Consider the following 14,235-nt stretch of genomic DNA (forward strand, 5'->3'; position numbering starts at 1 on the left):
AGATTTCTGATTTCTGATTTTAGATTTCGAGAAATCGTAAAAACTGAAATCAATTTTTTTAAATCAATTGTATTATTTTGAGGAGTTCAAATCTTAAATTGTAAATAACTTAGTCAAGAATCTATTCTTAAATCTAAAATCACCAATCTAAAATCTAAAATCTCTTTTTTATTCCCACTCTAAGGCTTTCTTTTTGATAATGTAGAAGAAGCCTACTAAAAGAAGTGACATGAATACTAACATTTTTAGCATTCCTTCCATACCTAGTTCTTTAAAGTTTGCAGCCCATGGGTAAAGGAAAATTACCTCTACGTCGAACAATACAAATAATATAGCTACTAAGAAATATTTTACTGAGAATGGTACACGAGCATTACCAATAGATTCTACACCACACTCAAAGTTTTTGTCTTTGCTTGCGGAAGCTCTTTTTGGGCCTAATTTTCCAGAAATGATAATGGTTCCTACTACAAAACCAACAGCTAAAATAAGCTGCATTAAAATTGGAATATAATTTACTTGATCTGAATGCATAATTTAAGGATTTTTTGCTTAAAAATAAGTCACAAAGATAGCCCTCAAGTATGTAAATCACAAGCTAAAAAATGATTTAAGTAGGTTTTGAAATGTAGTAATAGTGTAATTTTTATTGATTATAAATAAGATTTCGAATTTTATGATTTTTTTAAGAATTAGGCGTAAAAAAAAAGCGTTTCGAAATTAATCGAAACGCTTTTAAGCATTCGGTGGCAAAAAAAATAAATTGCTATATTTTTATGCTTAGATTACTGCAACTTTAGCAGCAACTTTACCTTTTCTTCCTTCTTCTTCTTCGTAGCTTACTCTGTCACCTTCGCGTAATTCTTCCGCGTTGATTCCTGATGCATGAACGAAAATGTCTTTTCCTGTTTCTTCGTCTGTAATGAACCCGTAACCTTTAGACTCATTGAAAAATTTAACTGTACCTGTACGCATTGTAATAGTAATAATAATTTATAATGAGGCAAATGTAAGATATAAAATAATACAAAAGACAACAAACTGTTAATTTTTTAGAAAAAATATTGATTTACAGTGTATTCACTTATTATTTTGCTTCAATTTGGATGTGTAATTCTTTTAATTGTAAAGCATCTATTGCTGCAGGAGCATCAATCATTACATCACGACCCGAATTATTTTTTGGGAACGCGATAAAATCTCTAATTGTCTCTTGTCCACCTAATATAGCTACTAATCTGTCTAGTCCAAAAGCTAATCCTCCGTGTGGTGGAGCCCCAAATTGGAACGCATCCATTAAGAATCCGAATTGTGCTTTGGCCTCATCCTCAGTAAAACCAAGGTATTTGAACATTAATTGTTGTGTTGCCTTGTCGTGAATACGAATAGAACCTCCTCCAATTTCATTTCCGTTAAGAACCATGTCATATGCATTGGCGCGAACTTTTCCAGGTTCAGTTTCCAATAATTGCATATCTTCTGGTTTAGGAGATGTAAATGGGTGGTGCATTGCGTGGTAACGACCAGTTTCTTCGTCTAATTCTAACAATGGGAAATCAACTACCCATAGTGGCGCAAACTCTTCTGGTTTACGTAATCCTAAACGTGTAGCTAATTCCATACGTAAAGCACTTAATTGAGCACGTGTTTTATTAGCTGGGCCAGAAAGTACAAAAATCATATCGCCTGGTTTTGCTCCTGTAACTTTTGCCCAATTGGTTAAATCGTCTTGGTCATAAAATTTATCTACAGATGATTTGTAAGTTCCATCGTCATTACATTTAGCATACACCATTCCGGATGCGCCAACTTGTGGACGTTTAACCCAGTCAATTAATCCGTCAATTTCTTTACGAGTATAATTTCCTGCGCCAGGAACTGCAATTCCAACTACTAATTCGGCAGCATTAAATACTGGGAACTCTTTATGCTGTGCAAATTCGTTTAATTCTCCAAATTCCATTCCGAAACGAATGTCCGGTTTGTCATTTCCATATGTTTTCATAGCATAGTCGTAAGTAATTCTTGGGAATTTATCTACTTCTACACCTTTTATTTCTTTTAGTAAGTGTCTTGTCAGTCCTTCAAAAACATTTAAAATGTCTTCTTGTTCTACAAATGCCATTTCGCAATCGATTTGTGTAAACTCAGGCTGACGGTCTGCACGTAAATCTTCGTCACGGAAACATTTTACAATCTGGAAGTATTTATCCATTCCACCAACCATCAATAATTGTTTGAAAGTTTGTGGAGATTGTGGTAATGCATAAAATTGTCCTTCGTTCATACGACTTGGTACAACGAAATCTCTCGCTCCTTCTGGAGTCGATTTTATTAAGTAAGGAGTCTCTACTTCGCAGAAATCCAAATCAGATAAATATTTACGAACTTCCATTGCCACTTTATGACGGAATAGTAAACTATTTTTTACTGGATTACGACGAATATCAAGGTAACGATATTTCATTCGGATATCTTCTCCACCATCAGTTTCATCTTCTATTGTGAAAGGAGGTGTTAATGCAGCATTAAGAACAGTTAGTTCAGTGACTAAAATTTCTATGTCACCAGTAACCATGTTTTTATTTTTGTTTTTGTCCTCACGTTCAATCACAGTTCCTTTAACTTGGATAACAAATTCTCTTCCTAGCGTTTTTGCTGCTTCAAAAACTGCTTTGTCGCTACGACTTTCGTCGAAAATAAGTTGTGTGATTCCATAACGGTCACGTAAATCGACCCAATTCATAAATCCCTTATCACGCGATTTCTGAACCCAGCCCGCTAGTGTAACTTCTGTATTAATGTGTGAGGCGTTTAATTCGCCACAATTATGACTTCTATACATGATCCAAATTTTAGATTGCAAAAGTAAACACAAAAATTAAATAAGTCCAGTTTTCTATTGTTTAATGCTATTCATCTTGATTATTTTTTTATTTCGGTTGTTGGGATAGATAATTTTAGCACTATCGAGACCAAAATCTATGCAATTGTATTAATTGTGATTCAAATAATTCTCCCTATGCATCCATACGAATCCTTTCATGAGGCCATAACAACCAAATATCAAATATTCAAAAAATCACAACATCATTAATAAATTCTTTTTGACCAGAATAATTCCTCATACCACACAAAATGACACGTTTGGGCGCGGGGAACGAGGATAATGTTTATTTTTTTAACAAAGCTAACCATTCATCTATTTCCTTAAGATTATTAATATTTAAGATTTCTATTTCTCCCGATTTTAGTTTTCTAGGATGACAAATGAAAATTATTTTTTCCTGATCTTTATGTAATTCATTTAATTCTCTATAAATCTCTTCAATAGACTCATATGAGAGCCCATATGTCCCAATAAATATTACATTTTTTTCTTTTAAAAAAGCAAAAATAGTCGCCAAAAACTCATGTGGAAATTCAGAATGCGAAGAGATTGAACTCGGAACACATCTTAATTTATTCTTTTTAAAAAACTCTTTTACTTTAATTGCTTTTTCTACATTAAGATTAATTACTGCAGAATTTTTAAAATTTGTAGCTAAATGCCCTATTTGGACATCTAAATCAAAAAGTACCAAATTTAATTTCATTATATAATTATCTAAGTTCATCTAATATTATTTATATGTGGGAAACGAGTATACTTTTTACTTGACCACTTGGCTCGTACCAAATTCCTGAGTTTAAATTACTCATTCACAATTGCCCACCTGAATGATTAACAGCATTCATATTCACATAAGTACTCCTATTAGGTGGTGGTCCTGAATCACGGTTTTTGCCCCAAAATTTATTCCAACTTCTGCCCCAGCTGTTAAAGTTTAGATTTTTCTTTGTAAAATCTTTAATCCCCCAATCATCCCAGTTGTCCTTTATAGTCTTGATTCCATTTCCTATACCTGTTTGTTCGGTAGGAGTGAGCTCACAATCTACACAATCTTTCCCGTTTCCAGAGGCTTTATTCCCGCTAGGATCGGTGTATTTTAATGGGTTGTTTAGGGCATATTCCTAATTAACCCAGCTCCCGCACGAATTATTTCGTGCGGGAGCGGAGGGACTATTTTAACGATATTGGCTCCAATCTATCTGGCTCATTAAATAAAATGAGTATATTAAATTACTTACTATTATCAAGATTATTCCAAATACAATCCAACCTCCAATTCGATTCTTTCTCTTAGAATAATTTGCAAATTCTGCATTAAATTGTCTCCAATTATCTTTATAGTCTAATGTGAAATAATTAAACGCATAAATTATGATGGCAGGTATATAGATAATAGGCATTGAAATCAAAAGTTGTATGCTTATTTTTGTGTAAATTTTGTAATATGCTAATAATGAAAAGAATATCCATGCTTCTAAAGCAAGCATAACAAGGCCTGTTTTATAGAATGTAAGAAATTTACCTCCAGATAATTTTGAAGTATATTCTATAGAACGGTATATTTTATAGAAAAAATAATAATAACTTTTTTTGATAAATTTCATAACAACTATTGTTTCAATGCCCCTGGAAAGGCTTGATAATTTGGATTTATTGCTTTATTTTCTCGGTATAATCTTTCTTGATCTATTCCTAATCCTATCCAACCTCCTCCTGATTTTGTGTAAAAAAGATCTATGCCGAAATAAAGTGTGGAAGGGATGGCCATCAAAGTACCTCCATAGGTTCCCATAGCTCCCATAGTCGTATTTAATCCTGCTTTTGCTGGATGAACAGCATTTAGAGAATTTGGATCGTTCATGTAATTCCTTACACCAATACCATCCATAAGAAGCCCGAGATGAAAAGAGTTTCTACCTAACCAACCTGCCCATTGTCCAAGTTTTGATATAGGAATTGTAGATTCTGCGATTCAGTCATAATTCCAACATGATGCAGTTTCTTTACAAATTAAAACGATTAGAATTTCTAATAATTTTTTCAAACGAGTTTAATTTTAATTCTAATAAATTTAGTTCTTCATCTATAACGACTAAATTATTTGATTTATAAAAATCTAATAAGCGTATTAAAATAATTTCATAATTGGATGTTACATCAATTCTAAAACTAACAGATAATATTGTTCCATTTTCATTAAATAAGACTTCTAATCGATTAGAAGTCTCATCTCCGAACAATATTATATTTTTTGACCATGAAATATTCAGCGGCAGTATATCATTTATTGAATTGAACATGGAATAGTGCTTTTTATACTTATTCCAAATTAATTCATCATCAAAAAAAACTTCTCCATCTAATTCAGAATCAACATGTGTTATTGTATTATCTAAGTAATATTCTGGTAGTACAAAGAAATTTACTTGGTTTAAAGACATAATAAATTATTTATTAGGATTAAAATATTTCCACCAACCTGGTTGTTTTCCTTCCAAAATTAAACTATTATTATTTTGATAACCTCTAAAGGGAAGTTGAACTTCAATAGCTGGAATGTTTTTGATTCCTAGGCTTTTAGCAGCATAATAACGATGATGTCCGTCTACAATATTATATAATCCATTTGCTTTAGTAAATGAAATAGGTTCTTGAATTCCATTTATTTTAATATCATCGACTAAATTCATCATTTGTGTTTTAGATTTTGTTATAAAGTGAGTAGGTGATAAATCGGATGTTGACATTTGGGTAGTATTTCCCATCCCAGTTGGCTCAGCCTGACTTCTAACCGATTTATCATAAGCTATTTGAGCTTCTTTGGTCGCAGCATTAATATTCCCTGCAATAACAGTAGTAGGTGGTTTTGCTGCTGTGCCAAACCAAATACATGAACCACTGGCTCTGGCTGCAGAAAAACCTGCGTATCCACCACCTAAAGCTCCCATAGTGGCATTAAAACCTATATTGTCATCCCAGTCCTTACCTGTCATTATATTGGCTAATGCTCCAAGTGTTGTAGAGGTAGCTCCTCCTGAGAGCATTCCTGGTATAATACCTACAGCTCCTATAACACCACTCATATATGCACCAGCGACTGCAAAAGTTGCGCCCATGGCTCCACCAAGAACTCCAGCGGTTAAGGATTCTCCTAGACTTTCTCCATTTAGTGCAGTGGCCAATGATTCACTTACAAAGCCTGCACCAGCTCTTGCCCATGCTGCTACGACTAAAGGCGTTGCTGTACCCATCGAGGCTACAATTACGGCGGCGGTAGCTGCTGCTGCTGTAACTACTGATTTCCAATTTTTATCCAACCAGTTTTCTCCACTAGGATCGGTGTACCTTAAAGGGTTATTAAGTACGTATGCATAGCGGTTAAAATTTTGAGTATTACTAGGGTCCTGTACATAGTTATCGCGTTGTAAGAAACGGTGCAACTTAGCATCGTATAAACGCCCATTCATGTTTACAAGTCCTACATTTTGTAAGTGCTCATGACCTGTATAGCCTCGATCTAGTAGTGTTAAACCAGTTAATGCTGCGCTTGATCCAGTCTGGACTTTTATAATAGCTCCCCAGGCATCAAAAAGACGCTTTTCTTGTATGGCTCCAGCCTGATTGGTTATGGCAAGTATCGATCCTTGATAAAATCCCTGTGTAAATAATCTTACTCCTGTACGTTAAATTTAAAAGCATCTTTAGGTATTTTGTTCTGAAATAATTTTTTATATTTTTCTAGGTCATCACTGTTTTTTATAGGATAATTTAAAAAAATAAAACTATTTTCAGGGTCTGTTTTTTCATAAATGACTAAATATGTAATGTTTAAATCAGGGATTTTATCAGGGATTTCTACATAATTATTAAAATCATATCCGTTTTTAAAACACTTTTTATTCACATAATAGTTATATTTTATAGAATTGGTACTAGATGAAATACCTCTGGATGGCAATCCTCCTTTTAAATTTGGAACAAAGTATTGATTTATTTTGCCTTCGGTAAGAGAAAAATTATTTAATAAAAGACTAAAGTTATTGTTCTCTTTAAAGCTGTTATATATACCAAAGACAAACCCCATAATTAATAAGATTACAATTATCTTAAGTTGTAATTCCATAGTTTTATTATTTTTTATCAAATAATAAAAGGCATAAATTAGTGCTAATAGAAGTGCTAGAATGAAAAGCTTTGTATTGTTTTGTAAATTAAAAAAATCTTTCATTTTTTTGTTTTTCTGTTATTATCTATTTTTTTATTTTGGTATTACCTTTGGAGTATAGAATGATGGAGGTACAACTGTTCTTGGTGGCAATGGGATGTTAGGAATTACAATTGATGGATTTGGGATATAATATGGCATAATACGAAGTTCTAAATTATTTTTCAAAATTGGCGGGGAATAGGGTATATCACCACTTTGAGTTTTATATCCTAATGCTCCTGTTAATCCACCTCCAACTGCAGACATTCCTAATGAAATGGGATCTAAAGCAGTTTTTAAACTATAATCAAAATCTCCTTTTGTATTCCAATAATTACTAGAAAAAGTGCCTACAAAATTAGATGCTATTTCTCTAGTGGTTGCTGTGATTGCTGAATTATAAATATTATTTCCTCCAATTAAGCCATTAGTAAAGGTAGAATCAAAATTTAATCCTATTCCATAAGATGCAATTCCACCTATTAATCCTCCAACAGTATTCCGGGCCATTGTTCCAAGGTCTTCGCCACGTGTTGCTGAATTCAAATAGCTTTGAGCTCCACCTGCCCAAACAACTCCATAGGGTCCTCCATATGCAGTTAAAGCTCCAGAAATAGCTCCTGATGCTGTATATCCTGCGAATTTTCCCCATTTTATATCAGAAAACTTACCAGTTCCTCCTGTAATATCTGACCAATTATTATAGACATTTATAGTTGCTGACACCACAATAATTGCAACTCCAACCACTAATGGTATAATTTCCCCACTAGGGTCAGTATATTTTAATGGATTATTCCAGCAATACCCATAACGGTTAAAATTTTGAGTATTACTCGGGTCCTGTACATAATTATCGGGTTGCAAGAAACGGTGTAATTTAGCATCGTATAAACGTCCATTCATGTTTACCAGTCCTACACTTTGTAAGTGCTCATGGCCTGTATACCCTCGGTCCAGCAGTGTCAAACCTTTTAATATTATGCCTGATCCATTCTCGACTTTAACAATATTGCCCCAAGCATCAAAAAGACGTTTTTCTAGTACTGTCGCAGTCTGATCGGTTATGAGAAGTATTGATCCTTGATAATCCCTATGTAAATATAAATAATTTTGAGTTGTGCCGTTGCTTTTAAGGGCTAGGGGAGCACTGTAGCCATCGCCACCGATATAACTAACAAAATCAAGAATGCCTGTTACTGTATTTTGTTTTATCTCCATGCTGCCATCAGCAGAATAGTATTTTCGTAATGGCCTTTGTAGTTTATCGACTTGCAGGCCTCCATAATACATAACACTCCTGTCGTTACTATCATTATAAACAAAACTGAGTTTGTCTACGCCAATCTCTTCGATTTGCACAGGGCTTTTAAAGGTATTGTAGCTAATATTAAGTTCCTTTTTATTAATCGTAGCACTCCCTTTTTTAGTTATTTGAACGTCATCAAACCATATATCTCCTTGACCATTGTGATCTAAACGAATATTTAGTTTTCTGATGTTGGCAGGTATTAAAACTGTTTTGGTTATCTGTACCCATTTGTTATAGGATGCAGAGGTTGTTACTATGTTTTCAGTACGAGTGGCGTAGGTTGTTTCGGCCTCCTTTTTCATAATTAATAACACCTCACCTTGAGAAGTTTTTGTAAAAACCCAAGCTGAAAAAGTATATTCTGTTGCAACTGCATTATTTATATCAATCCATTTATCAGAGTTTACATATTGTTTGATGGTGGAGGTATTGGTATTGGTTAATTTTAATGATTTTTGTCCTCCATGAGCCCCTCCCACACTATAACTGTAAAAATTAGTATTAGGATGTTTTACCGCTCCCCATCCAGTTCCTGCCTCCATATCATCATTATAAACTACCTCATTGCTTTCGCTGACTCCTCCTCCTTCTCCTCTATTAGAGTAGTAATTTAATGCATCTGCGGTAACAGTAATTGAGGTATTTTGATATGGTTTATCGGTTTTGGCATAATCATAAGTCCCTAAATTGTTTTTTGTAATCCTACCTCTATCATCATAGGTTTGAGTTTCTTGTTTTCCTTGTGAGTTTGTAAATTCAATTAAACGGTCTAAACTATCGTATTTAAAACTTTCGCTCCAAGCTAATGAACTATTAGTACGACGGGTTAAATTACCTCTTTTAGGATCGAATACCGTATAGAGCGTCATTATGGTCCAGGGACTTGAATTTATTCTATCATACTTAATTTGCGTAGCATAACCATAAATATCGTAAGCGTTGGTAATGCCAATAATGCCACTATTCATGTTAGCAGTGAGGAGTTGTCCTCTTGCATTTACGGTATTGGTTTGCCATAACACGGTTGCGTTATCAAGCATTTGCCAATGCAATCCATTTTTATAGGTGTTTTTTATAGTTTTGGCACTTGTTTTTCCTAAAAGCGCTGCGGTTGACGTTTCATTTTCGAGCCTGCCAAATGCATCATAAGTTACATTTTTTGTAAAAACTGGACCAAGGCTATTTGTCTCGACTGTTTTATTAATTCTTTTGTAATTATCATAGGTATAGGCAGTTGTAATAGTGTTTTTTCCGTTAACTAAATCTTCAAATTTATTAATAACCAATAGTTTGGTTGTAGGGTCGTAGGTGTAGGTTGTTTTTGAATTTGTATTGGTTCCTACAATCGTCTTTTGAGTTAGTTTACCATTATTATCAAGTGTATAGGTTGTCGTTCCGTTTGGGGTGGTTTCTTGGGTTATTTCTCCCAGATCATTATATTGATAGGTATATACCCCAGCTGAAGGATCGGTTATTTTTTCTTTTCTTCCAAAGCGATCTAGTGAAATAGTAGTTTTTACTCCATCGTAGTTGGATTCTTTTAACTGCCCATTAGTAAAGTATTCATAACTAATGGTTCCACCAGGAGTTTCTTTTACCGAGGTTACATGTCCTATGGCATTTTTTGTGGTGGTTTTTGTTTTGGTACCATCATTTACTGTAGTGCTAAGTCCTGAATAGGAAATATTTGTTGTTTTTCCTGTAAACGAGTTATTCTGGATTACTCTGCCATAATTGTCATATTGGCTCGAGTTCCACTGTGTAGGGCTCGTTCCTATATAAGGCTCGCTCGTTTTGTAGTTTCGGTTATAGATGTCATATAGATAATCAACATTTGTGAACGTTCCCATTATGTTTTTAACACTCACTCTCTCTTTCCTGCCTAAATCGTCAAATGTTTCTACAGTACTACTACCATCATCTCCTGTAGTGGTAACAATTGTTTTTTCGCCACTACGACTATATATGTATTTATTACTCTTACCAAGATAATCGGTTGTTTTTATTTTCTTAAACCACGAATCATATTCATAAGAGGTTGTTAACCCATAAGGATTGGTCTCAGATTTTAATGTACCATTCGAGTTATATGTGTATGTTGTAGCTAATCCCTCAACATCTGTGCTCTCAATTAAAAACCTACCAGTAGGGTCATAGGAATAATTTGTTTGTCTAGAAAATGCATTGGCTTTTATCTGTTTTCTTATAATATTTCCAGAAGAATCATATATATTTTCTTCAACAATAGTATTGGGATAGGAATAATTAAGTTTTTTAGTGATTTTTGTTAAGAGATTATTGGTGTACGTATATGTTTCGTCATTTTGAAATGGATTAACTCCAGTTTCAATCTTCTTAATCGGTCTTCCTATATAATAATTGGAACCAGATCCTGTAGGACTATTTTCGTATGTAATCTCAGTATTAATGTTGCCAATTCGAGTACTTCCTTCATAATGATGAACTGTGGTTGCGATAAGATTCTCATAGCCTTCAAAACTATATGTTTTTTGAGTTTCTACCCTCGAATTATCTAAACCACTATATTCAATTATACTGGTGTTATTAAGTGTAAAAACTTTATTGCTTGATATATAGTTACCATAACCCAAAACCGATTTTGTAATATAGGTTGTTGGTGTTGCATCGGTTGATACATAGCCTAATACTGAATAATTTTCGATATTGGCTCCTCTTAGGCTTATGTCGTTCTTAGAAAGATAAGATATCAAGGCTGTTTTGTCGTCATGCCAATTGGTTCTCATTGTAGCTCTAAATCCCATAAACCCTAGTCCCTGAACATTAAGAACAATTCCGTAATAATTAAATAATTGCTTTTTATAGGTTGTTGCACTTTTCTTTTCCAGTTTTGTAACTATTTTAAAGTGCGGAGCTGTAACTATATCTATATTAGGATACGTTTCTGTAAATTCTTTAGGTGTGTAAAAAGGCTCATAAGGATCTTGCTGCAAAGGGCTATAGGTAATAGATTCCTTAACTCCATTGCCTGTCGTAATTGCACTTACAAGGGTTTCTTTGCTATAATCTTTCTGTAAATTAAAGCTATAAATTGAATTGTCAGAAATTGCAGCAACTTCTAAGTATTGATTATTTTTGTTGGGAGATAAAAAGATAGGAATAGGATAGCTTCTTATGTTTTTTGAAATATTGGTGTCAAATTCTTTAGTAAGACTAAAGCCTGATGTACCTTTGTTGCGGTAGGTTGTTATTGTAATTCTGCCTCCATCATAGACATTACCATAAGCGGATCTAAAGTGTACCATGTCGGTTTTTCCATCCCCATTAAAATCTAACGGAATTAAATTACTAATATTAACACCCCCTTGGCTTCCTGGTGTAATATTGATTCCTGAATTGCGGAATGGATACATTTGGCTGCTTTTAACAAAGCCAGTACCTGTAGATAGGAATTTGGCATAGTTATCTGCATCGGGATATAAGCTCACTGCTTTTGGAATAATAAAATCCATTTTGCCATCTCCATTGTAATCACCTGGAAGTATTGATAGATTTGTAGCAATATCTGCATCTACTGTTTTCCATAAAAGAATTAGTTGCTTATTTTTATCTAATGCATAAACGGTTACACTTCCTTTTTTAAAATGAAGAATTTCTGTTTTTCCGTCTCCATTTACATCAAAAGCTTCTAGCTTGTCTTCGGCTTTAAAATCTATTATTGTCCCTGCTTCATTCCAAAATCCATAGCGTATTCTTCTATCTAAGTCAATAAAATAGGCTTTACCAACGGATGATTGGCCACATGAATTCCAAATAGGTGTATCTATAGTGATAACATCTGTTAAACCATCTCCATTAAAATCACCGCTTAGGTATTTTTTAGCTTTAACTGTTGTTAGGTCGCTACATTTTTCTCGTGCAGGAAAATCAACTTGTTTGCTATAATCAATACCTACACCATAAACACTATTTCTGTATACATTAAAGTTTACTATTGGTGAATACCCTGACGCCTTTTGCACTAGTGTTATTCCTTGAGCAGGCATCATTTTTTTAGAATCACTTAAATAAGTAGCAGCAAAAATCTCTTCAAACTCTCCTGATTCTACAGTACTAGGAGAATTAAAGGAGCCGCTTTTAAGATTTGTAAACAGCCAGAATTTCTTTTTTGTAGTAAGTCCGGTTGGATATAATGCAAAGTCCATTTTTCCGTCTCCATCAAAATCTCCTGAAATGATAGCCGAAGTTTGATAATTGATCCCTTCGAGACCTAAAGTAGAAGTGGTTGAACTGGAGGTTATAGGATCTGATGTTATGTTTTTATCTTCATAGTCAAACCTCGTGGGATTGTAACTTTTACTATTATCCCCACTTTTTTCGGTTATACTAGTCAATCGATCATAATCTAATGAGGTACTATCATGTTCTAATTTATAATTTCTAAAACCGACACCGTTATTAGTTGTTACTTTTATCTCACTAAGTATTTTATCATTAATAAAGATTTTTCCTCCTACATAGCTTTGCTCTGGTCTCTGTCTTGTCTTATAAATAAACTGTATCTGATTTATTGCATTCCTATCTCCATATTGAATTGATGCTATATTTAAGAGATTATTGGAAAATGTGTAGGTATAGTTTATTCTTAATCCCTGAGGACTAATTTTGAACTCTAAGCCCCATTCTGTTAAAGAGCTAGAATTTGAGTAAATTCCATAATATGCGCTCGAGCCATCTGGATAATCCACAATAAAATATGCTGGACCGTACTTGGCTCCATTGGGATTGGTGCCTTTAGATGTAATTTTTAGATTTGAGGAGTTCTCAGTTTCATAAACAGTTCCATCTGCTCCATAAACACCAGAAGTTCCACTTTTTATCAATAGGCGTTGCCCATCGAGTGCAAAACGATCTGTGGGAGTTAGGTCAACAGCACCAGCTGCAGAGTCATGGAACAGTGTTGCTGGAATTCTTGTTATAGAAGATACTCCCGAGACATTCCAGCCATAACCAGCCATTCCGTTTCCTGCTTGACTATTATAAACTAAGCTTATTTGTGGTACAACACCATTGATTCCAGGCGGGACTGCAATAGGAATTGCATAAGTAGCCCCTCCAGATAATGAAACTGCTAATTCACCTTCAGTTATTCCAACTTCGGTAGAATTACCTGTAGGGGTTTGTGCTACTGTAAACAGAGTAAATCCGAGAAACGCAAGAGTAAAGTATAATTTCTTCATAGCTACTATTGTTTAATTATCTTAATTGTTTTTTGTTCTCCACTGGTATAAATCAATGCCACCATATATACTCCGGCAGGGTAATCCTGGAATGCTATATTTTGAGTGTTTATATTTTCTGTCTTGAAAAAGGTTTTTAGGAGTTGTCCGTTCATAGCATAAACCTGAATTGACGAAACGGTATTGTCATTTGCGAGCTCCCATTTGAGATATAATTCTTCTTTCACTGGATTAGGGTAGTAGGAAATAAAGTCTTCTGAAGAGAATTTTAATAAATCATCTTCGACCAAGGCTTCAATTTCTTTTATTTCATTAGAAGGTTTAGATTGGCAATTAATGCACAATACACGACTTATTTGATTACCAGCATTATCATAACTAAATGTGAGTTTTTGTTGTGCCTTTGCTGTTATCGAAACACCTAAAATTATAATAATAATGAATTTTCTCATATTTATTTTATTAAATTATAATTAATAACTTACAATTGTCTAATTTATAAAATATTATGTAAGAATATTATTATTTTGTTAAATAAATAAAATAAGCGCTATTTTATATTCATTCTATTTAAGGGGAGGCGATTTTGCTATAATAATAAGAA

General features: G+C 33.8%; 11 protein-coding genes. All 11 read right to left on the reverse strand.

What is annotated here, in order from left to right:
* Window positions 1-168 precede the first annotated feature (168 nt).
* On the reverse strand, window positions 169-534 hold the full coding sequence (locus tag SHI72_RS12770; RefSeq protein WP_035618204.1) for an NADH-quinone oxidoreductase subunit A: 366 nt from the start codon (window positions 532-534) through the stop codon (window positions 169-171).
* A 246-nt stretch (window positions 535-780) separates the two neighbouring features.
* Window positions 781-975, reverse strand: coding sequence for a cold-shock protein (locus SHI72_RS12775; protein WP_007137066.1), 195 nt, complete (start codon window positions 973-975; stop codon window positions 781-783).
* Between the two features lie 112 nt (window positions 976-1,087).
* Window positions 1,088-2,845, reverse strand: coding sequence for an aspartate--tRNA ligase (gene aspS / locus SHI72_RS12780; protein ID WP_086893656.1), 1,758 nt, complete (start codon window positions 2,843-2,845; stop codon window positions 1,088-1,090).
* Window positions 2,846-3,173: 328 nt separating this feature from the next.
* Entirely contained in the window at window positions 3,174-3,617 is a 444-nt protein-coding gene (locus tag SHI72_RS12785) for a hypothetical protein (RefSeq protein ID WP_323490168.1), read from the reverse strand.
* Between the two features lie 451 nt (window positions 3,618-4,068).
* Window positions 4,069-4,497 carry a hypothetical protein gene (locus tag SHI72_RS12790; protein ID WP_323490169.1) on the reverse strand — a complete coding sequence of 143 codons (429 nt, stop codon included), beginning with the start codon at window positions 4,495-4,497 and terminating at the stop codon, window positions 4,069-4,071.
* A 5-nt stretch (window positions 4,498-4,502) separates the two neighbouring features.
* Window positions 4,503-4,781, reverse strand: a complete 279-nt coding sequence (locus tag SHI72_RS12795) for a hypothetical protein (protein ID WP_323490170.1) — start codon at window positions 4,779-4,781, stop codon at window positions 4,503-4,505.
* 115 nt (window positions 4,782-4,896) lie between these two features.
* Window positions 4,897-5,334 carry a hypothetical protein gene (locus SHI72_RS12800; protein ID WP_323490171.1) on the reverse strand — a complete coding sequence of 146 codons (438 nt, stop codon included), beginning with the start codon at window positions 5,332-5,334 and terminating at the stop codon, window positions 4,897-4,899.
* A gap of 6 nt (window positions 5,335-5,340) precedes the next feature.
* Entirely contained in the window at window positions 5,341-6,531 is a 1,191-nt protein-coding gene (locus SHI72_RS12805; protein ID WP_323490261.1) for an RHS repeat-associated core domain-containing protein, read from the reverse strand.
* A gap of 32 nt (window positions 6,532-6,563) precedes the next feature.
* Window positions 6,564-7,121 (reverse strand): hypothetical protein, encoded by a 558-nt coding sequence (locus tag SHI72_RS12810; protein ID WP_323490172.1) that lies wholly within the window; start codon window positions 7,119-7,121, stop codon window positions 6,564-6,566.
* Window positions 7,122-7,151: 30 nt separating this feature from the next.
* Window positions 7,152-13,631 carry an RHS repeat-associated core domain-containing protein gene (locus SHI72_RS12815; protein WP_323490173.1) on the reverse strand — a complete coding sequence of 2,160 codons (6,480 nt, stop codon included), beginning with the start codon at window positions 13,629-13,631 and terminating at the stop codon, window positions 7,152-7,154.
* A 5-nt stretch (window positions 13,632-13,636) separates the two neighbouring features.
* On the reverse strand, window positions 13,637-14,083 hold the full coding sequence (locus SHI72_RS12820; protein ID WP_323490174.1) for a T9SS type A sorting domain-containing protein: 447 nt from the start codon (window positions 14,081-14,083) through the stop codon (window positions 13,637-13,639).
* Window positions 14,084-14,235 lie beyond the last annotated feature (152 nt).

The sequence above is a fragment of the Flavobacterium sp. PL02 genome (assembly GCF_035013205.1).
Taxonomy (GTDB): Bacteria; Bacteroidota; Bacteroidia; order Flavobacteriales; family Flavobacteriaceae; genus Flavobacterium.

What these genes read in the sequence shown, in the direction of transcription:
- SHI72_RS12770 (WP_035618204.1), bottom strand. Translation starts at nt 534, where the DNA reads ATGCATTCAGATCAAGTAAATTATATTCCAATTTTAATGCAGCTTATT.
- SHI72_RS12775 (WP_007137066.1), bottom strand. Translation starts at nt 975, where the DNA reads ATGCGTACAGGTACAGTTAAATTTTTCAATGAGTCTAAAGGTTACGGG.
- aspS (WP_086893656.1), bottom strand. Translation starts at nt 2,845, where the DNA reads ATGTATAGAAGTCATAATTGTGGCGAATTAAACGCCTCACACATTAAT.
- SHI72_RS12785 (WP_323490168.1), bottom strand. Translation starts at nt 3,617, where the DNA reads ATGAACTTAGATAATTATATAATGAAATTAAATTTGGTACTTTTTGAT.
- SHI72_RS12790 (WP_323490169.1), bottom strand. Translation starts at nt 4,497, where the DNA reads ATGAAATTTATCAAAAAAAGTTATTATTATTTTTTCTATAAAATATAC.
- SHI72_RS12795 (WP_323490170.1), bottom strand. Translation starts at nt 4,781, where the DNA reads ATGGATGGTATTGGTGTAAGGAATTACATGAACGATCCAAATTCTCTA.
- SHI72_RS12800 (WP_323490171.1), bottom strand. Translation starts at nt 5,334, where the DNA reads ATGTCTTTAAACCAAGTAAATTTCTTTGTACTACCAGAATATTACTTA.
- SHI72_RS12810 (WP_323490172.1), bottom strand. Translation starts at nt 7,121, where the DNA reads ATGAAAGATTTTTTTAATTTACAAAACAATACAAAGCTTTTCATTCTA.
- SHI72_RS12815 (WP_323490173.1), bottom strand. Translation starts at nt 13,631, where the DNA reads ATGAAGAAATTATACTTTACTCTTGCGTTTCTCGGATTTACTCTGTTT.
- SHI72_RS12820 (WP_323490174.1), bottom strand. Translation starts at nt 14,083, where the DNA reads ATGAGAAAATTCATTATTATTATAATTTTAGGTGTTTCGATAACAGCA.